Source organism: Actinomadura sp. 7K507 (genome assembly GCF_004348425.1).
GTDB lineage: Bacteria > Actinomycetota > Actinomycetes > Streptosporangiales > Streptosporangiaceae > Spirillospora.
Genome location: NZ_SMKK01000010.1, coordinates 1 through 18,400, shown reverse-complemented (window position 1 = coordinate 18,400; position 18,400 = coordinate 1). Strand labels below are relative to the sequence as shown.

At 69.3% G+C, this 18,400-nt stretch carries 18 protein-coding genes and 1 pseudogene; 10 read left to right on the top strand and 9 right to left on the bottom strand.

Annotated elements, in window-relative coordinates; genetic code table 11:
• Positions 1–7 precede the first annotated feature (7 nt).
• The 3 genes from E1285_RS03980 to E1285_RS48065 form a co-directional block, all read right to left on the bottom strand.
• Positions 8–844 (bottom strand): SDR family oxidoreductase, encoded by an 837-nt coding sequence (locus tag E1285_RS03980; RefSeq protein WP_132148116.1) that lies wholly within the window; start codon positions 842–844, stop codon positions 8–10.
• A gap of 98 nt (positions 845–942) precedes the next feature.
• A complete protein-coding gene (locus E1285_RS03975; RefSeq protein WP_132148114.1) occupies positions 943–1,518 on the bottom strand; it encodes a GNAT family N-acetyltransferase in 576 nt (191 codons plus the stop codon).
• 242 nt (positions 1,519–1,760) lie between these two features.
• Entirely contained in the window at positions 1,761–1,886 is a 126-nt protein-coding gene (locus tag E1285_RS48065) for a hypothetical protein (RefSeq protein WP_279509508.1), read from the bottom strand.
• A gap of 141 nt (positions 1,887–2,027) precedes the next feature.
• On the opposite strand from E1285_RS48065, the gene E1285_RS03970 reads away from it, so the two are divergent.
• The gene (locus tag E1285_RS03970) at positions 2,028–2,681 is read left to right on the top strand and encodes a 3'-5' exonuclease (RefSeq protein ID WP_132148228.1); all 654 of its coding nucleotides are present in this window, start codon (positions 2,028–2,030) and stop codon (positions 2,679–2,681) included.
• On the opposite strand, the gene E1285_RS03965 is transcribed toward E1285_RS03970, so the two are convergent.
• Positions 2,623–2,859, bottom strand: coding sequence for a hypothetical protein (locus tag E1285_RS03965; RefSeq protein WP_207946382.1), 237 nt, complete (start codon positions 2,857–2,859; stop codon positions 2,623–2,625). The two genes, E1285_RS03970 and E1285_RS03965, sit on opposite strands and share 59 nt — an antisense overlap.
• A gap of 140 nt (positions 2,860–2,999) precedes the next feature.
• On the opposite strand from E1285_RS03965, the gene E1285_RS03960 reads away from it, so the two are divergent.
• A complete protein-coding gene (locus E1285_RS03960; protein WP_207946381.1) occupies positions 3,000–4,049 on the top strand; it encodes a phosphotransferase in 1,050 nt (349 codons plus the stop codon).
• 163 nt (positions 4,050–4,212) lie between these two features.
• Here the strand turns inward: E1285_RS03960 and E1285_RS03955 are convergent, their stop codons facing one another.
• Complete coding sequence (locus E1285_RS03955) at positions 4,213–5,664, bottom strand: XRE family transcriptional regulator (protein ID WP_132148112.1); 1,452 nt, start codon at positions 5,662–5,664, stop codon at positions 4,213–4,215.
• 204 nt (positions 5,665–5,868) lie between these two features.
• Between E1285_RS03955 and E1285_RS03950 the strand changes: the two genes are divergently transcribed.
• The 4 genes from E1285_RS03950 (at position 5,869) to fxlM (ending at position 11,881) form a co-directional block, all read left to right on the top strand.
• Positions 5,869–6,036 (top strand): FxLD family lanthipeptide, encoded by a 168-nt coding sequence (locus E1285_RS03950; protein ID WP_132148110.1) that lies wholly within the window; start codon positions 5,869–5,871, stop codon positions 6,034–6,036.
• Between the two features lie 104 nt (positions 6,037–6,140).
• Complete coding sequence (locus tag E1285_RS03945) at positions 6,141–9,332, top strand: lantibiotic dehydratase (protein ID WP_132148108.1); 3,192 nt, start codon at positions 6,141–6,143, stop codon at positions 9,330–9,332.
• 71 nt (positions 9,333–9,403) lie between these two features.
• Positions 9,404–10,576, top strand: coding sequence for a lanthionine synthetase C family protein (locus E1285_RS03940; protein ID WP_207946380.1), 1,173 nt, complete (start codon positions 9,404–9,406; stop codon positions 10,574–10,576).
• Positions 10,577–10,654: 78 nt separating this feature from the next.
• Positions 10,655–11,881 carry a methyltransferase, FxLD system gene (fxlM, locus tag E1285_RS03935; protein WP_165966442.1) on the top strand — a complete coding sequence of 409 codons (1,227 nt, stop codon included), beginning with the start codon at positions 10,655–10,657 and terminating at the stop codon, positions 11,879–11,881.
• 172 nt (positions 11,882–12,053) lie between these two features.
• Here the strand turns inward: fxlM and E1285_RS03930 are convergent, their stop codons facing one another.
• Positions 12,054–12,236: a DUF397 domain-containing protein gene (locus E1285_RS03930; protein WP_132148104.1), complete on the bottom strand. Its 183-nt coding sequence runs from the start codon at positions 12,234–12,236 to the stop codon at positions 12,054–12,056.
• A complete protein-coding gene (locus E1285_RS03925; RefSeq protein ID WP_165966441.1) occupies positions 12,224–12,997 on the bottom strand; it encodes a helix-turn-helix transcriptional regulator in 774 nt (257 codons plus the stop codon). The genes E1285_RS03930 and E1285_RS03925 overlap by 13 nt, the downstream gene beginning before the upstream one ends.
• A 562-nt stretch (positions 12,998–13,559) precedes the next feature.
• On the opposite strand from E1285_RS03925, the gene E1285_RS47110 reads away from it, so the two are divergent.
• From E1285_RS47110 to E1285_RS03910, 4 genes are all read left to right on the top strand, one after another.
• Positions 13,560–13,763, top strand: coding sequence for a hypothetical protein (locus tag E1285_RS47110; RefSeq protein ID WP_243722537.1), 204 nt, complete (start codon positions 13,560–13,562; stop codon positions 13,761–13,763).
• Between the two features lie 12 nt (positions 13,764–13,775).
• Positions 13,776–13,919, top strand: coding sequence for a hypothetical protein (locus E1285_RS47105; RefSeq protein WP_243722536.1), 144 nt, complete (start codon positions 13,776–13,778; stop codon positions 13,917–13,919).
• A 10-nt stretch (positions 13,920–13,929) separates the two neighbouring features.
• Complete coding sequence (locus tag E1285_RS03915) at positions 13,930–14,115, top strand: hypothetical protein (RefSeq protein WP_132148100.1); 186 nt, start codon at positions 13,930–13,932, stop codon at positions 14,113–14,115.
• A gap of 81 nt (positions 14,116–14,196) precedes the next feature.
• Positions 14,197–14,397, top strand: coding sequence for a hypothetical protein (locus E1285_RS03910; protein WP_243722535.1), 201 nt, complete (start codon positions 14,197–14,199; stop codon positions 14,395–14,397).
• Here E1285_RS03910 and E1285_RS03905 read toward each other — a convergent pair.
• Both E1285_RS03905 and E1285_RS03900 read right to left on the bottom strand, forming a co-directional pair.
• Complete coding sequence (locus E1285_RS03905) at positions 14,369–16,492, bottom strand: alpha-amylase family protein (RefSeq protein WP_165966440.1); 2,124 nt, start codon at positions 16,490–16,492, stop codon at positions 14,369–14,371. The genes E1285_RS03910 and E1285_RS03905 overlap by 29 nt on opposite strands.
• A 202-nt stretch (positions 16,493–16,694) precedes the next feature.
• Positions 16,695–18,062, bottom strand: a pseudogene (locus tag E1285_RS03900) (IS1380 family transposase).
• Positions 18,063–18,400: the final 338 nt, after the last annotated feature.

The window sequence follows — 18,400 nt, the reverse complement described above, 5'->3', positions numbered from 1 at the left end:
GAGCGGCTCAGCGCAGGAGCGCCCGGTCGGCGACGAGCTTCGGGGTCCAGACGACGCGGCCGAGGAACGTCTCCGCGGCCGCGTCGGTGGCCAGCCAGACCACGGCGGCCGCCGGGGCCTCCTCGGGCGTCGGCTCGAAGCCCTTGCCCTTGAGGGCGTCGAGGCCGCCGCGGGCCGCGCCCGCCTCGGTGACGACGAAGCCGGGGTCGAGGTTGAAGGCGCGGACCCCGCGTTCCCGGTACTCGGCGTTGACCGCTCCCGCGAGCCGCCCGAACGCCGCCTTGGACGCCGAGTACGCCACGCCCCAGCCGCCCTCACCGGGCGGCGCGGGTGGGTCGCTGGTCGCCGACCCCGAGCACAGGTTCACGATCGTCCCGCCTCCCTGGTCCAGCATGGCCGGGAGGACGGCCTGGAGCAGGACGATCTGGTTCAGGTAGTTGGCGGTGACCGTCCGCTCGGCGACGTCCACGTCCAGATCGAGGAACCGCTCGTGGGCGCCCCCGATGTGCGCCACCGCGTTGTTGACCAGGACATCGACCCGCCCCCAGGCGTCCAGCACGGTCTGCGCGGCGCCCCGCACGCTCGCCCGGTCCAGCAGATCCATCTGGACGGGCAGTGCACGCGCCCCCAGCGCCTGGATCTCCGCCCGCGTCCTGTCCAGGCTTCCGGGGACGGGTATCGCAGTGCCCGCGCCGTGCCGCGGCGGTATCCGTCCCTCACCCTCCCCGACGGTCCGCGCGGTGAACGCGACATCGTGCCCGGCGGCGGCCAGCGCGAGCGCCGTCCGCCGGCCGATACCCCGGCTCGCCCCCGTTACCAGCGCGACCGGTCTCGTTGCAGTCATCTCACGATGGTGACACCGGCCTTCCGGGCCACCGCGTGACTCTCACTCAGCGGGAAGGCCGTTGTCCCGGCGAAGGCTCCCAAGCGTCTCCGCCGTAATCACTCGTGGGCGGGCCATTCCTCGGCCAGGAGCGCGTATGAGAGACCGTCGAGCCATCCCTTGGTGCGGTGGAGTGAGTCTCTCACCGTGTGCTGTTCGCGGCGCATGCCGACCCGCTCCATCAGCCGCCACGAGGATTCGTTGTCGTAGAAGCAGTCCGCGTGCAGGCGGCGCAGGCCGAGACTCTTGAAGGAGATGTCGATGAGGGCGCGTACCGCTTCGGTGGCGTAGCCCTTGCCGCCGTAGGAGGGATCGAGCGTCCACCCGAGCTCGCCTTGGACGCCTGCCGCCTGGTCGGCGACCTCTTCCTGAGCCCAACTGTCCTGGACCATTAGTGTCAGGTCGCCGATCACCCGGCCGTCCAGTTCGACGATGAGCAGGTCTGCGAGCCGCTCCTCGCGGAGGAAACGCTCGCGGTAGCCGTCGTAGGTCTGTGTGGCGGCCGTGATCCATTCGTGCGTCTCCGGCAGCCGCCGGAAGGCCCAGGTCGCGTCCACGTCGTCGGGGGCAGCCCGGCGCAGCAGCAGCCGCTCGGTGGAAATCGGCCAGTCCAGCGTGTCAAGAGGGTGGCGCATGGCCTCATGCTGACAGCGGGCTGTGGTGACACACAAAACGGACGCTCTGCGGGACGCAACCGCGGTTGGGCGAGGGGCCAATGCCGCACGGTCACCTCCACAGGGGAGGGGACGGGGTCAGGGGCCGTCGAGTCCGATGATGTTGCCGAACGGGTCCACGATCTGAGCGATGCGATGTCCGGTGCCGTCGTCGGGTGTGTAGGAGCCGCGGCGGCGGGTGCATCCGGCGGCCAGAAGGGTGTTCAGGGCGGTGTCGAGGTCGGGGACGGCGAAGTAGGGGAGAAGTAGGGGACAAGACCGCTGCCGCGCGGGTTGTTCTTCTCGTCCAGATCTGGGAACTCGACCAGCCGCACTTCCTGCACGCCCACGGCCGGTCACTCACCGGCCACCAGGTCCCCGAGCAGGAACACGACCAGATGACGGTGCTTCGCCAGCAGTTCGTCACCGCTACACGGTTTGATGAGGACGACTGACCCCAGACGAGAACGGCCGGGAGACGGGTGACTGAGATGATCAGCACGTCCTGGAAGGACGCTCCACTGGTCGCACTCGATCTGGAGGGCACCGGCGCCCAGGACCGCGACGAGGCGATCCTCGAGATCGCAGTCATCCCCATCATCGGCGGTCGCCCGTCTCTCACCGACGCATACAGCACCCTGATCAACCCCGGACGGCCCGTCCCACGCAGGCCCTGGATCTCACCCGGCCTAACCAACGAGGTCCTCGCCGGCGCACCCGCCTTGGACGAGGTCGCGCCCGAGCTGGCCGACCGGCTTGCCGGACGGATCATCGTCGGCCACAACGTCGGCGTCGACTGGCGTCTCCTGCACCGCCGATGCCCCGATATCCAGCCAGCAGGCATGATCGACACCCTGCAGCTGGCCCGCCACCTCCGCCCCGCCCAGAAACGCAACGCGCTGACCGTCCTCCTGGACCGCTACGACCTCGCTGGCAAGGTCAGCGCCCTGGCTCCAGGTAGTCGGCCGCACCGCGCACTCTGGGACACCGCAGGAGCCGCACTCCTCCTCACCACCCTCATCAACGATCTCCCCACCGCGAACACACCTACCTACGGCGAACTACGCCGCATCGCCGGACTGCCCCTCACCCCCGACCGTCCCGATCAGGGCGAGTCACAGCAGACGTCGCTGCTGGACCTCTGACGATCTTCGGCTCGTACCCCTCGTCCTGGAGGGAGGCGAGGCCGCCTCGCGCCGCGCCCGCCTCGGTGACCACGAAGCCGGGGTCGAGGTTGAAGGCGCGGACGCCGCGTCCCAGGTACTCGGCGCTGATCGCGCCGGCGAGCCGCCCGAATGCCGCCTTGGACGCCGAGTACGCCACGCCCCAGCCGCCTTCGCCGGGCGGCCCCGGCGGGTCGCTGGTGGCCGACCCGGAGCACAGTTTGACGATCGTCCCGCCGCCCGGACCCCGACGGCCTGTACCTGCGCATGGACGAGCGGCGGTGACATAGCCTTTTGAGGGTGACTGAGGAGACCTCTGCGGTGACGCAACCCGCTCGGGCCCGGATCGGCGAGAGTGAGCTGGCGGGGATCGCGGAACGGTTCGAACTCGGCAAGGTCCGGCATGTGGGTTTCATCGCCGAGGGGATGATGAACCCGAACTGGCGGCTGGAGACGGACCGAGGGGGCTTCGCTCTCAAGCAGATCGTCGATGTGACGCTGCCGAAAGCGCGTAGAAGCCTCAGCGTACTGGGCATTCTCAGCGCTGAAGGGTTGCCGGTCTGCGCTCCGCGACTGGTCGGAACCGACCCGGTCGCGGAGATCGACGGACGTGGCTACTGCGTTCTGGAGTGGGCGGAAGGCGCGCACCGGTCAGGTACATCGTTGGACCAGGGCGAGGCGCACGGATTAGGAGTGCTGGTCGGCCGTATCCACATGGCGCTCGCTTCGCCAAGGGCCGGCTTGGACCGACCCGAGGAAGCTTCGAGAGCGAAGGTTACGACGCCGGAGGCCGCATTGGAAGAGGCTGACCGGTTCCTCGACGTGATCACGGCTCTGGACGAGGACGCACCGTTCGACGTCGATGCCCGTCGCCGCCTGAGGCGCAGGAAGGTTCTGATCGACGCCCACGCCGGGCGGCGGCCTGCGGACGAGGTTCCCGTTGGGCCTGCGGGTTGGACGCACGGAGACCTCCAGCCGCTCAACCTGCTCTGGCGCGCCGGGGAAGTCACTGCGGTTTTGGACTGGGATCGTCTGGCGGTTCGCCCATACGCCGAGGAGGTCGTGAGAACGGCGCAGGTGCAGTTCACCACTGATGGGGGACGCCTTGATCTACACAATGTCTCGGCCTTCGTCGCCGGGTACCGGACGATCATCGCCATTTCGGATGAGGCGCTGGGGGACGCGGTCCAGCGGTTGTGGTGGAAGCGGATGACCGACTTCTGGCAGTTGCAGTGGCACTACGACAAGGCTGATCACGGGCCTGATGCCCTGTGGGTGTCGGGTGAACGGCTGCTGGAATGGTGGAGCGAACGCCTCGACGAAGTCCAGGACGCATTCCAGGCCAGCTAACCGAGGACCGGCGTGCCCCCCGGGCACGTGCGCCGGACACAAAGGGCGTCCGGGGTGTCCCGGTTGCGGGGTCGGCTGGCGCATTGGGGGTTCGCCCGCCGCCGGGTGGTCTTCGGGATTGATGCGAGGGCCACAAGCCAGGGGCAGACGGGTCGATCCGGGTTCAGTGTCCGTTGGGTTCGTTGCTGGCATGGCCGGTTGGGGCTAGTGGTGGGAGGGCTTCTGTACGGGCGTAGAGCTCCATGACTCCGTGGCTGGGTGTGCCGGGGCGGCGGTGTAGTTCGTTCTGCAGTGCGGTCAGGCGGTCACGTGTGGTGGCGCGCAGAGCTTCTTGGGGCATGGTGTCCAGCACGGTCATGGCGAGTGATGCGGCGTCGTCGGCTCGGCCTTGGGCGGCTTCGGCGCGGGCGAAGACGAGGGTGGCGGCGGCCCATCCGGGGCGGCCGTGTGGGATGTGCTGGAGGGAGTTGCCGGCGTACCGGGTGGCCTGGGCCGGGTCGCTTGCCACGAGGGCGGCTTCGGCTTGGTGCATCGCCAACTCTGCGCGGTCGAATCCGAACCGGCCTGGCACGTCGTCGTCTGGGGCGGCGTCCATGGCGTCTTGGGCTTGGCCGGAGAGTCGCGCGATCTCGGTGCGGGTATGGGGGCCGAGTGCGGCGGTGGGGCGCAGCAGTCCCCAGGCGAGGATCTGTGCCTGTCGTAGTGGTGACTCTGCCTGCTCGTAGGCATGCTGGGCCAGCTCGATCGCGGCGGCGTGCCGGTTGCCGTAGTAGGCGATCATGGCGCGGGCGCCGGTGGTCCAGCACTGCAGCCAGCGGTCTCCGACGTCGGTGCCAAGTCGGGCGGCCGTGGCCAGGTGAACGTCGGCCGCGGCTTGGTCGCCGAGGTGGAACGCGAGGTTTCCGACCGCGGCGGACAGCCATCCGGCGATGCGGCGTAGTTCACGCCGGGAGGTCTCGGGCTGAGGTTGGTGGAGCAGGTCGTTGACCAGGGTGCGGCAACGGTGCACCTCTTGCGACAGCACGGCCGGTGGGTACTGCGAGTAGCGCAGGTCGTAGTGGGCGAGTGCGGCGGCGAGGTTGTCACGGGTCTGCTGGCCGCCCGCGGGTCCCTCCACTTCCCTGGCGAGTTCGACGCTCTCGCGCAGTGCTGCGAGTCCGTTGTCGCCAGCCGCCATGAGAGCCCCATTCCGTGGTCGCTGCGGTCGTTTCTGCCACGCACCGTACCCCCGGCGGTGGTTGCCCGCTGGAGGGCTCGCCCATGTCGGTAACCCGAGTTGGGCGGGGGTGGCGTTGTAGATGCGGCACAGGGCGATGCCGTACTCGGGGCCGGGTGGGAACGCGCCGTGCTCCCAGCGGCACAGCATCGCCGGGTTCACCGCGGGGACACCGAGCCCGTCGGCAAGGTACAGATCCGCGATAGCGCCGATCACGTCGGCGCGGGACCAGCCGTAGGCCCATCGCCAGGCCTCCAGCGGCAGGACCTGGGGCAGTCGGCCGCGGATGTGCGCGGCGATCTTTTCGACCGGCCAGCCGGAACGCTGGCCTTGGGAGCGGATGGTGCGGGCCTGCGCGGCGAGTTCCTTGCGGCGGGCCCGGCTGATCGTGTGCGGCAACGCCCTGCCTTCCGGCGCGACACCAGGAAGGTGAGCGTAACCCGGCGCTATCGCATGAATCATTGCCGTGACCGGCAATGGTCGCGGCAATGATTCGCCCACAACGGCGACATTGATGCTCTCGTCGGTCGCGGCCGACCGTGGAGGCAACCGGAGCGAGGCCGTCCCCGGCCCCGCAGAACCAGCCAGAAGGGAGAGGCGATCATGAGCGTCGCCGACATCACCCAAGCCCCCACCAGCAGCGAGGACGACTTCGTCCTGGACGTGCGCGTCATCGAGGACGACGCGTTGCGGCCCGCTGCGCAGAAGGCGTGCGACACCTCCAACGGCTGCCCGCCCTCGTGCGCCAGCTCCTGCAACAGCGCGGCCTAGCCAACCGACATCGGCCGGAGGCGGGCCGCGGCCCCGTGCTGCCGTCCGTCTCCGGCCGCCACCGCGATTGCCGTTCGGGCGATGACCAGCCAAACGGAGGAACGATGAACTCTCACCGGCTCTACCGGCCTGCCCCTTGTGGGTTGCTGCGCGCGGCCAGCTCTCCGGCCGGCTCCGCACCCTCTGCGTGGCCCGATCTGGTTGGGGACCCCGACCCGGGCGGATGGCGGGCCTGGCTGCAACATGTGTGGCAAGGGCCCACCGCCGCGGCGATCCGGACCGCCAGCCGGTCCTTGGCGCGGCGCGTTGAGGCGATCTGCGCGGGCGAACCGGTGCCGGTCAAGGACATGCGCCGCGCGGTGGTGTCGGTGGTGCGGTACGTGCTGCGCGAGACGTCCCGGCCGACACCGTTCGGGCTGTTCGCCGGGGTCGCAGACGTCGAGTTCACCGCAGCGGCCGACGTCGGATGGGGCGGTCGGCATCGGGTGAGGGTCCGCGCTGATGCCGAGTGGCTCAATGAGGTCATCACCGGATTGGAGCAGTGTGCGCCGCTGCTGGAGCGACTCCCGGTGACCATCAGCACCCTGCGCCAGCCTCACGGTGGCTGGCTGACCGTGCCGTCCGGCTCAGGGCGAGTGGAGATCCGCCGCACCCCGGCAGTGCGGGCAGCGGAGGCTGCCACCCGGACCCCGATGGTGTTCGCCGACATGGCGGCGTGCCTGGCCGCGCAGTTCCCGGGCGTGGCCGCCGCCACGATCAACGCGATGCTCACCGAACTGGTGAGGCAGCGGTTCCTGGTGTCGGCGCTGCGGGCACCAGGCACCGCCCCGGACCCGCTCGGTCATCTGCTCGCGCAGCTGCAGCGGGTGAACGCAGCTGAGATCGCGGCGGTCTCGGAAACCGTCGCCGAGCTGCGCGTCGTCCAGGCGATGCTCGCCGACGGCATCCGCGCGCCCGGCGACCACGGTGACCGGCATGGTGACCAGTGCCGTGCGCGGGAGGAGGATTGGGACGGCAGGCGCGTGGGTTTGGAACCGAAGATGCGTCTGCTCGCTACGGCTGGGCGTAGCCCCGTCGTAACGGACTTGCGCCTGGACTGCCGGGTTCAGCTCCCCGAGGTGGTCGCCGAGGACATGGCGGAGGCCGCCTCAGTGCTGATGCGCCTGACTGCTCAGCCCGGCGGCCACGCGGCGTGGCGCGAATACCATGCGGCCTTCCTGGACCGGTACGGCACCGGCACGCTTGTGGCGCTTCCTGAGCTCGTCGACCCCGGCGCGGGCCTGGGCTATCCCGGTGGCTACCCGGGGGCGGTACTGCCCGAGCCCGAGCCCGGCGTGGAGGCCGAGAACCGGCCCGCCGGCCGGGACGCCGGGCTGCTGGCGCTGGTCCACCGCGCGATCATCGACCAGGCCGGGGAGATCGTGCTGAACGAGGAGACCGTGGCGGCTCTGGGCGCCGACATCGGCCAGGTACGGATACCTCCGCACACGGAACTGAGCGCCCGCGTCCACGCCACCAGCCCTGCCGCGCTCGATCGCGGCGACTACACCCTCACCGTCAGCCCGGCCCGCGCTGTCGGGACGATGACCGGCCGGTTCACCAGCGCGGGCTCCCCGCTGGCCGAGGTCTTCGCGCAGGTGCCCACCACCGTTGCGGGCGCGGTGCCCGCGCAGGTGTCGGCCCCGATGATCTACCCGCACGCCGACAACATCGCCCGCACCGATCTGTTCCTACCGCACATCATCTCCTTGGGAGAACACCGGCCTCCGCCTGCGAGCGGCGAGCAGGCGGCTAGTAAGAGACCGGTGCTGCTCGATGTGGAGGACCTGGCGGTCACGGCCGACTTCGATCAGCTTTACCTTGTGTCGCGTCGGCTGGACCGTGTGGTCGAACCGCACGTCTTCCACGCGCTGCGGCTGGACAAGCAGCCGCCGACGCTGGCCCGCTTCCTGATCGCGATGGCCCGCGGTCGCGCCGCCCGCTACACCGAGTTCGACTGGGGGACGGCCGCCGAACTGCCCTATCTCCCGCGCGTCCGCTACGGCCGCTGCGTACTGTCGCCCGCGCGCTGGCGCCTGACCATCGACGACGTGCCCGCCCACGGCGCCGACTGGGCGGCCTTCGACACCGCGTTCCGGCGCTGGCGGCGGCGATGGCGGACCCCGGCGGCTGTGGAACTACACGAGGACGACCGCGCGCTGCGGCTCGACCTGACCGAACCCGCCCATGCCGCAATCCTGCGGGACCGCCTTGACCGGGCCGGGCACGTCGTCCTGGTGGAAGCGCCCGACCCCGCCGGAGATCGCTGGTTGGACGGCCACGCCCACCAGGTCGTGGTCCCGATGCTGTCCACCCGCCCACCGGTCCCTTGCCCGCTGGAACGCCACCGCCCGGTGCCGGTCACCAACACGGCCGGGCAGCTCCCGGGCGCTTCGGACACACGGTGGCTGTCAGCCAAGCTGTACGCGCCCCCCGGCCTGCACTCCCGCATCCTCGCCGAGCATCTACCCGTGCTCCTGGACGACCTGAGCGAACCCGATCTGAACCAACCGGACGGCCAGGCCGGGCATAGCGGTCCCGGTGGGCGCGCCGAGGACGGTTTGGGCACCGCCTCAGCGGTGTGGTGGCTGCGTTATCGCGACGCCACCGACCCCGACCACCTGCGGATACGGGTCCGCACCACCGGTCCCCGGCACTATGGAACATGTGCTGCGGCCGTGGGCGCCTGGGCCGCACGGCTGCGGGAGCACGGCATGGTCCGGCGGTTGATCCTGGACACCTACGACCCCGAGGTCGGCCGGTACGGACACGGCCCCGCGCTGGAGGCCGCCGAGCGGGTCTTCGTTACCGACTCCACCGCCGTCGGAGCCCAGCTCGCCCTCCCACCTGGCGCGGCAGCGCCGGCCGCGCTGGCCGCCGCCGGCTTCACCGCGATCACCGCGGCGTTCACCGGCAGCACCGCAGCCGGCATGCAATGGCTGATCGAGCACCCCACCGCCCCGCCCGATACTCCACCCGACCGGGCGGTCCGCGCAGAGGCGATCGCCCTGGCCACTGGCGCCCGGGACTTGCCCGACGCCAACGTGCTCGTGCCGCTCTGGGACGCCCGTCACGCCGCCATCACCGCTTATCGAGATCGGTTGCCTCCCGGCTTCGACGTCGACGAGGTGCTGGCGTCGCTGCTGCACATGCACCACATCCGCGTCACGGGCCCCCATCGGCCCGCCGAATACCAAGCCCTCCATCTGGCCCGCGCGGCCGCGCTGACCTGGCGCGCGCGAAAGGAACGACAGTGAAGACCACCCCTGCGCTACCGCCTACCTCGGGTCCCTGCTCGCAAGCCTCGGAGCTTGACGAGCCCCTGGACGTGCGACTGGTCGACCCGACCGGAACCGACCCCGAGCCCGAATGGGGCCAGTCGCTGTCACGTGGCGCGCCGGGCATCGCTCTCCTGCACATCACCCGCGCCCGCACCGGACAAGGAACCTGGCACACCGCGCACCAATGGGCCGCGGCCGCGACCCGAGCACCGATCTCGGCGCATCGCCGCAGCGGCCTGTTCCACGGGGTCACCGCCGTGGCCTACGCCATCGCCTACGCCGACCACCCCGGCTACACCACCGCCCTGCACACCCTCGACACCAACATCGAGGAACTCACCGCCCATCGACTCTGTGCCGCGCACGCGCGCATCGACCGCGCCGAGCTTCCCGCGCTGGCCGAGTACGACCTGATCAGCGGCCTGACCGGCATCGGCTGCTACCTCCTGCGCCGCCATCCCGACGACGCAGCCGTCCGCGCAGTCCTGGATTACCTGGTGCGACTGACGCTCCCACTGCGCCCACCCCACCACGACGCCGCACTGCCCGGATGGTGGACCGGAAACGACCACACTGACCGGCCGTCGTCTTCCCTCCCCGGTGGTCATGCCAACTTCGGCATGGCGCACGGCATCACCGGACCGCTGGCGCTGCTGGCCACCGCCCTACGCCGCGGCGTCACCGTCGACGGCCACGCCGAAGCCATCGACCGCATCTGCCGGTGGCTGGACACCTGGAGGCAAGGCCACGGCACCACCACCTGGTGGCCCGCCCAGATCACCGCCCAGGAGTACCGCACCGGACGCACACGCCAACCAGGCCCGGGACGACCGAGCTGGTGCTACGGCACCCCCGGACTCGCACGCGCCCAGCAACTCGCCGCCCTGGCACTGGACGACCCACACCGGCAACGCGCCGCCGAACAAGCCATCCTCGGCTGCATCACCAACCCTCGACCCCTCGCGGAACTGACCGGCAGCACCCTCTGCCACGGCTGGGCCGGGCTCCTGCTCACCGCCGCCCGCGCTGCCGCCGACGCCAGCACAGGCGTCCTGACCGAACGCCTCCTCGCGCTGAAGACCCGCCTTGCCGCTCCGACACCCCAACCGGCGGCGCAAGTGGGGCTCCTGGACGGCGCAGCCGGGATCGAGCTGACCCGCACAGCCGCGGACGCCGAACAGCCGTGGCCATGGGACGCCTGCCTCCTGACCGCCGGATAACGACCCAAAGGACCCACCGTGACTCGCCGCAACCAACCACATCGTGATCGTCACGCCCCCAGGGCTAGAATCCCAGCGGTGAACACCGCAACCAGCCTCGGCACTCCTGCGCCCGACAGCGCACGGGACCGCCTGGTGGATCACCTGATCAGCCAAGGCGCCATCCGCTCCCCAGGCATCGAAGCCGCCTTCCGCAGCGTGCCCCGGCACCGGTTCCTGCCCGGCGTGTCGATCGCCGACGCCTACGCCGACCAAATCGTGGTCACCAAACGCGACCAAGCCGGCGCCGCGCTCAGCTCGGCCAGCCAACCCGCCATCATGGCCATGATGCTGGAACAAGCCCAGCCTGAACACGGCCAGCGCGTGCTGGAGATCGGCGCCGGCACCGGCTACAACGCCGCACTCGTACACGAACTCGTCGGCCCGCACGGGCAGGTCACCACCATTGACGTGTTCCCCGACGTCGCCGCCGAAGCCCGCCGCAACCTCACCGAAACCGGCTACGGCGACATCCACGTCCTGACCGGGGATGGCGCACTAGGCGCCCCCGACCGAGCACCATTCGACCTGATCATCGTCACCGCAGGCGCCTGGGACATCCCCGCCCCCTGGTGGGACCAACTCGCCCCCGAAGGCCGGATCGTGGTCCCGCTGCGCTGGCGGGGACTCACCCGATCCCTGCTGCTCGACCACGAGCCCGCCACGCCCATCCGCCCCGCCCAGCTGACCACCCGCTCCATGCAGCTGTGCGGCTTCATCGCCATGACCGGCACCAGCGACGGCGGCCGCACCATCACGCTCGCCGACGACGTGACCCTGTTCACCGACCAGGACCAGCCGATCACCACCAACGCACTTCACGGCGTCCTCGACCAGGCCCGCACCGAAGCATGGTCAGGCATCATCATCCCCGGCGACCAGTCCATGGAGGGCATCTGGCTGCGGATGAGCGTCGCCGAACCCGGCACCTGCCGGATCAAGGCCGAGGCCACCGCAGTCCACAGCGGACGCGCCACCCCCGCAACCCCCGTCAACCCCGCGCTCGCCGAGCACGACTCACTCGCCTACCTCACCTCCCGCCGCGCCACCGACGGCCCCCCATCACGCTGGGAGATCGGAGCCATCGGCCACGGCCCACGCGGCGCCGAACTCGCCGAACGCATCACTCAGCACACCCGCGACTGGCGCGCCGCCCCGGACGCCCAGCCCCACATCACCATCCATCCCGCCGACACACCCGACGAGCACCTCCCCGCCGGACTCCATATCGTCAAGCACGACAGCCACATGGTCTTTACCTGGTAGGTCAGACTCGGCTGCTCCCCTCGCCTCGCAGGACCTGGCGAAGGGAACGATGTCGCCTTGACGAGTTACCGACACCGGTCACCGAGCCGATCGGACACGGCGGCTCGGGTAGGCCATGCGGCGTGCGCCACCATCCGCAGGAGCGTGGGGGCCGACCGGCTCGCGGTGACTGTCAGTGCTTGAGGGAGGCGACCAGGGCTGCGAAGTCGTCGCGGGGGAGCAGCAGTTTCGGGCCGTTCGGGTTCTTGGAGTCGCGGATTCCTACCGCGTCGCCGAGGTCGGCCAACTCGACGCAGTGGCCGCCGTCGTTGCCGGAATGGCTGGCCTTCCTCCAAGTGGTCTTCAGCTCTTCCATCGTTCCTCCGCCGTCTGCCTGATCAACGCCGCCGACTGGTCGGTCGGGAGCGCGTAGGTCGAAAGGTCCATGAACCGTTCGTTGAGTCGTTCGATCTCGGAACGACCGTCTACGACCCTTCCGTGTGGTTCGCCCTCACAGTATGCGATCAGCTCACCGCCCGGCAGGCGGGCGATGGTGAACGAACCGGCGTGGCCGGAGTGCGGGGCGCCGTCCGGGATGATCTGGACGGACACCAGCGGCGAGATCGCGTCTGCGAGTTGGAGCAGTTGCTCTCGCATGGTCTCCGCGGTTCCGACCCGATGCCACAGCACCGTTTCCGGAAGCAGGCACACGAGCCTGGGCGGTATGGGTTCCTCGCGAGTGAGAATCGCTTGCCGGTCCAGGCGGCCCTGAACCTTCGTCTGGTCGCCGTACAGCAGCACGTCCGCATAGGCGGGAGTCTGGAGCAGGCCGTCCACGAGCATCGTCTGATAGGACCGCAGGACCTCCGCCCCGCTCTCGTGCTCGGGCCATTGGGCGAAGTATTCGGGGAACGCTGCTGAGCGTCCGTCGAACAGGCCGTCGTGGAGGTGGGCCAGGGCTTCGCGGGTGTCGAGTACCCGGTCGCAGTCTTCGGCGAAGCCGCGGTCGCAGCCGGACTGGCCGCGTTCGATGTCGCCGATGGTGGACGGGGCATAGGGGATCTGTTCGCCGAGTTGGGCGAGGGACAGGCCCGCGAGCGTTCGGTAGCGCCGTACTTCGGAACCGAAAAGGTCCATCGGACCGCGCGAGGGCGTCAGGCGCTTTGGACGTTGAGGCATATCCACCTCCAGTGGCTGACCGGGGATGACCGGGAATACACGTGAAGTCACCGCGATGCTCGTGACCATGTGCTTTGCGTGTCCCAGCATGACCTTGCGGAGGATGCTCGACCACAGAAACCCACGAAGTCCTCCGAGGTGATTTCAGTGTCCACAGCCACAGAAGCCCCAGAAATCCCAACGGTTTTCCTCAAACCGGACAGCGAGGCGCCCCGGTTGGCGCGGCGTTTTCTCGCCGAGTGCTTCGCCGAATGGGGGATCGAGGACGATTACCTCGGGCGCCTGATCATCTGCGAATTGGTCACGAACAGTTTTCTGCACGGTGAGGGGGAGATCGTCGTACGCGTGTTCCGCGAAGAGCGGGATGGGCGGGTCGTCGTGGAGGTGCAGGACGCCGGTCCTGAGCAGCCGGTCGTCCGGCCGGAGGACGGGGGCGCCACCTCCGGGCGGGGGCTGCTGCTCATGACCGAACTCGTCGACGACTGGGGCGTGCGTCCGCTCGCTGAGGAGGGAAGGTCACGTGGGCGGCGGTTCGCTGACGGGACGCCGGATCCGCCGGGTGATCGGCGTCCGCTACCTGCGATGGCGCACGTTGCGGGGCCGGGAAACGGCCGTCCGCTACCTGGGTCTGCTCGCCGTGGCGCTGGAGCGGCACGGATGGCGCTGGGCGATGTGCTGCCCGGAGTGGATGCCCGCCGGTACGCCGCTGCTGCGGATCTACTGACCCGCCGGTCCGGTGACCGTCCTCAACGTCCTGGCCCTGCCGGGCGGCCAGTGGGGGTTCCACGAGGCCGCGCGCGGACGCGGCGGGTTCCTGTGCGGGTGCGGCGACGTCAAGTACGCCGCGCAGGTCATCGACCGTTTCCTTCTGGATCGGTAGCGGCGGCCGTATGGACGACGCCGTGACGCTGCTGCTGATCCGGCACCTGTTCCCCGGGTGGACGATCACGCGGGAGGAAGGCGCCTGGTGTGCCACCCTCTCGTCCCCCGACGCGGACGGTCTCCTCGGAAAGCTCGCTGCGGCCGACCCCGGCTTGGCCGAACGCGCCGTCTCGCTGCTGGCGGAGAAGAGGTGAACCCGGCGCCGGTCAGGACTCTCACTCAACGGGAAGGCGTCCCGGGCGGCGCTGCTGGACAACTGCTCGCGCACCTACGACATGGTCGCCGCAGGGCACGTGCCCACGTTCGCCGAGCGCGCCGCCGGCCGCCGCACCCAGGTCCGCGACGCCTGGCGGGCGGTGCAGGCGATGAACGAGATCGTCGTCCGGTCCGGCGGGAACGCGATGCGCAACGACAACCCGATCCAGCGCTTCTGGCGCGACGCCCACGTTACGTGCAGTGGGCGAGGAGCATGGTGAGCTCGGGGAGGCTTTTGATCGTGCACTCGAGGGTCCCGTCCGGCTCGGTACTGAAGGGAACTTTGCTCCGCTGGGGGACTTGCTCGAGTTCGGTGAAGCGCTTGCCCTCGGGTGCCCGCAGGCGGAGCGTAGCGTCCGCCACAAGTGCCGGAGGCGTGTTGAGCAGCGAGACGCGGATAGCGTTGTCACCTGGATGCCGGAAGGCCGACACCGTGATGGCGGGGTGGGTTTCGCACTGGAGCGTCCACTGCTCGCCGCGTAGCCTGCGGATGAGGCCGGCGAAGGTCCGGTCGTTGACATCGGCTTCGTCCCGCTCGATGTTGAACGCGCTGTAGATCACTCTGCCCAGGCCGAATTGCCGTTCGAGGATGACTGGCAGAGGTGTGTCCTCCCAGGGTGGTGATGAGTGCATGGAGGCCCAGTTGCGATCCGAGACGTCGCCCACATGTGGATGTGCGTACGGCAGCGAAAGCGTGGCGAGGACGTGAGCGTCGTCGTCGGCGCGCAGTCGTAGGATGCCGCCGTTCAGCGCACCCGGCGCCGGGTCAACGCTGAGGTAGGCCTGGGGATCCGCCCATGCGCGGAACTCGGCCGTCGCGGGCTTGGCGTAGGCGACGACACCGGCTTCCTCACGGTCGAGGTGAGCCCCGAACATGTCGGCGAGCATGAAGTCCTCGTGCCGCAGGCCACGTGTCTCGACCAGCGAGGTGTACCGGCTCGCATAGACTCTTCCGCCCCGCCGGACATATTCCCGAATGGCATCTACCTCTGATTCGTCTATCCGCGCGATATCAGCAAGCACGAGGACGCGGTACCGGCCGAGATCCGCCAGTTGCCGGCGTGTGATCACCCCGAACGGGATGTGCGCACGCTGCAGCATCCTGCAGGCGCCCCGGACGGCATGCCGATGGGGGTAGTCGTCCCGCATCGGCGCGGGGTCGCTCAGCGAATGCCCGTTCTCGGCGAAGTCCATCTTCGAGTCACCCGAGTAGTACACGGCGACGTCCTCGATGGGCTCACCACCCAGGAAAGGCTCGAACTCGGCCATGGACTCGAACGCGGTGCCAACAAGGTCGTAGCTCCTGGCATTCACCGTTCCCACGGGATCGACCGCGTCGAGGAACATGAAAGCGGAAGACTCGGCAGCCGCCGACAAGACCTGCGCGCGCATGTACTCGGCGGTCTTAAGGCGCACGTGCTCACCAGCGTCAGCCGTCACGAAGCTCATGTAATCGACAGGCCGGGACCACGACAACGTATTCCGGAGCTTGGTCACCACCAACTGCTCGACCTCGTCGCCGTAGTGGTCCCCGCCCAGAAAGTCGCAATGATCGGTGATGCTGAACGGGATCCCCAGCCTCCAGTGCGCCGGCGCCAGCGAAAAGTTGTGATACACGGCGATACCCGGCTGGGCACGGCGCATCCTCTCGCTCACAAACCCCGTGAACTCATCGATCCACCGCTCACGCGCCGCCTGAAACGTGCACCATTCAACCGACGTCCAATCGATCGTGTCCGGGAACTCGGCACCGACCTCCGTGCGATACCGTGCACGACAGTGACGGCACCCGCACACATCGGGCCAAAACGTCATGTCGCAGAACGCGCATTCGAACTCGTAGCGCCCATACAGATCATCGATCTGCGCGCCGACGTACTCACGGTAACCCGGGCTGTTCGGACAGCAAACGCCATGGCGATCCCACGCCGACCCCTGCCGCCGCCAGCCCTGGACTGGCTCGAAGCGCCACCCCGGGTCCTGCTCGAACGCCCAGTTATCGAAGATCACGCTGTAGTAGGCGCAACTGGCGATCCCCCGGGCGCGCAACGCCTCAGCCGTCTCCCCGATGATGTCGCGGCCTGCCACCCGAGGATGCATTGGACCCACCTCGGTCGGCCAGAAACACAGACCGCTGAGGTTCTTGCACGAAAACATGACCGATGACAGCCCAGCCTTTGCGTAGAGATCGGCCATCACCTCAGGATCAAAGCTGCTCAGGAACTGCTCATCCCAACCAGGGATCTCCACGTCGACAAGCATGTGCCGCCATCCTCGCTGGTAGGCCGACAACGACCGTTCCTGCGACTGATCCATCCCGCCCATCCTCGATCTCATATGGACCCCCGTGTCGCTAACCTCGATTTTTCGTGAGGTCGGTTGGGTCGCGGAGCGACCCAACCGACTCTTGGCTTTCGGTGGCGGGTCAGCCGTGGGGCCCGACTGTCGCGTCGGGTGGGCGGGGTTCCACGGGCCCGGATGTTCTCCTTCCTGGTATTGGTGGGACGGTTGGTGCTGGTCAGGGTGCCGGGAGCATCTGCAGGCGCCCGATCGCCGAGGCGATCAGACCGCTCCAGGGCCAGTGGCGGGCCAGCCGGAGCCGGAGCCGTCTGCCGCCCCGTGCCAGGCGTGCGGCGGCCGAGAAGACCCGCAGACGCAGGCGTTTGGGTTCCCAGCAGCGGGCCGGATGATCAGCGAAGGCGAGCATCTGGGCCCAGGCGGTCAGGTCCGCGGCCAGCGCGACGAGTTCGAGCCAGACCTGGTTGGCCGCTGCGCCGTGCAGGGGCAGGTTGCGCAGGCCGGTGTCCTTGGCGCAGCGGATGCGGTCCTCGCAGCGGGCGCGGCGGCGGTGGCGAAGCTCCAAGTCGGCGAGCTGCCCGCGGTGGGTACCGGTGACAAAGCAGGTGAAGCGGTGCCCGTCGATGTCGGTGAACCGCAGTTGCGCGCCGGGGTGGGGGCGTTCGCGGCGGACGATGACCCGCATGCCCTTGGGCCAGCCGGTCAGGTCGAGCATGCCGGTCAGCTCGGCCACCCACGCACCCGGCCGTGCCTGCCGGTCGGCGTCGTAGGCGCACTGCCACACGTGTTCGGGCAGGGCGAGGATCGCGGCGCAGATGTCGTCGGTGAGGTTGAACCCGATCGAGTACTTGACCCGGCGGGCGGCGACCCAGTCCAGGAACTCGTGGGTGCCGCCACCGGCATCGGTCCGGATGATGACCTGTTTGTGCAGGCGGGTCGGGATCTGGTTGAGGGCCAGGCGGCCTGCGGTGATGTGGTCGGCGGCGGTGTTGGACCCGGCGTTGCCCGGCCGCAGCAGCAGCGCGGCGGCCTCCCCGGTCCCGCCCGGACCGTGGTCGATGAACGCGGTCATCGGGTGATGGCCGAAGGTGCGCTTCCACGTCGGGGCCGCGTGCTGCTTGTCGGAGTGCGCGAGCACGATCGTGGCGTCCAGATCCACCGGGATCAGGCCCCCGCCCGTCCCGGGGGCGTGCTCGCCGGCCAGTTCTCAGGCCCGGGCGCGGGCGGACGAGCGGGCCTTGCGGATAGCCCGCAACGCTTGCGGGCCCGCAGCCGCGAGGGCGGTGAACAGCCGCGATACCGTCGGATCGGACGGCACCGGCCCGAACAGCTCCGGCTCGGACCGCAGGACCGCGATGTCGGACAAGCAGTCCCCGCCCAGCGCCAACATCACCGCCAGGTCCGCGACGACCTTGCCCGGATCATGGATCGCCCGCGGCTTGCGCCACCGCTCCAACTCAGCGGAAAGCGCCCGGTCGAGCCCGGTGGCCCGGAGGGTCTCGGTCAGCAGCACCCCGCCGGCCTGGCCGACGATCCCCGCGCCGTCACAAGACACCGCGAGCTTGGCATGGCGACCTGTAGTCTTCACGTGAAAAGTGCTTTCGGACTGGTGCGGACAGGACTCTCGACAAGCCCTATCCTCCCAGCTCGGGGGCACTTTTCTTGTCTAAACGGTCACTCTCGCCCGGCGTCTGATGAAAGCCCGAGGCTAATGAAGAACTACCCTTCATGCGACTCGCCCTATGCTCTTCCTGTCAAGCAGCGGTGGCCGTGACGCGGCTGTGGTCAGGGGTACGCGATCAGGGCTAATGCGTTCTCAGGTAGTGAGATCGAGTAGTTGAAGTGCGTGGGTGGGGTGTGCCCGGTAGTGGTCGTTGGCGGCGGCGATGTTGGTCCAGCCCATGAGGTTGGCGAGGGCGATGGCCA

Excerpts from the sequence above, each read along its gene's own strand:
- E1285_RS03950 (WP_132148110.1), top strand. The coding sequence starts at position 5,869 with ATGAGCGTCGCCGACATCACCCAAGCCCCCACCAGCAGCGAGGACGAC.
- E1285_RS03915 (WP_132148100.1), top strand. The coding sequence starts at position 13,930 with ATGGACGACGCCGTGACGCTGCTGCTGATCCGGCACCTGTTCCCCGGG.
- E1285_RS03970 (WP_132148228.1), top strand. The coding sequence starts at position 2,028 with ATGATCAGCACGTCCTGGAAGGACGCTCCACTGGTCGCACTCGATCTG.
- E1285_RS03910 (WP_243722535.1), top strand. The coding sequence starts at position 14,197 with ATGGTCGCCGCAGGGCACGTGCCCACGTTCGCCGAGCGCGCCGCCGGC.
- E1285_RS03980 (WP_132148116.1), bottom strand. The coding sequence starts at position 844 with ATGACTGCAACGAGACCGGTCGCGCTGGTAACGGGGGCGAGCCGGGGT.
- E1285_RS03945 (WP_132148108.1), top strand. The coding sequence starts at position 6,141 with ATGAACTCTCACCGGCTCTACCGGCCTGCCCCTTGTGGGTTGCTGCGC.
- E1285_RS03905 (WP_165966440.1), bottom strand. The coding sequence starts at position 16,492 with ATGGATCAGTCGCAGGAACGGTCGTTGTCGGCCTACCAGCGAGGATGG.
- E1285_RS03925 (WP_165966441.1), bottom strand. The coding sequence starts at position 12,997 with ATGGACCTTTTCGGTTCCGAAGTACGGCGCTACCGAACGCTCGCGGGC.
- E1285_RS03975 (WP_132148114.1), bottom strand. The coding sequence starts at position 1,518 with ATGCGCCACCCTCTTGACACGCTGGACTGGCCGATTTCCACCGAGCGG.
- E1285_RS03930 (WP_132148104.1), bottom strand. The coding sequence starts at position 12,236 with ATGGAAGAGCTGAAGACCACTTGGAGGAAGGCCAGCCATTCCGGCAAC.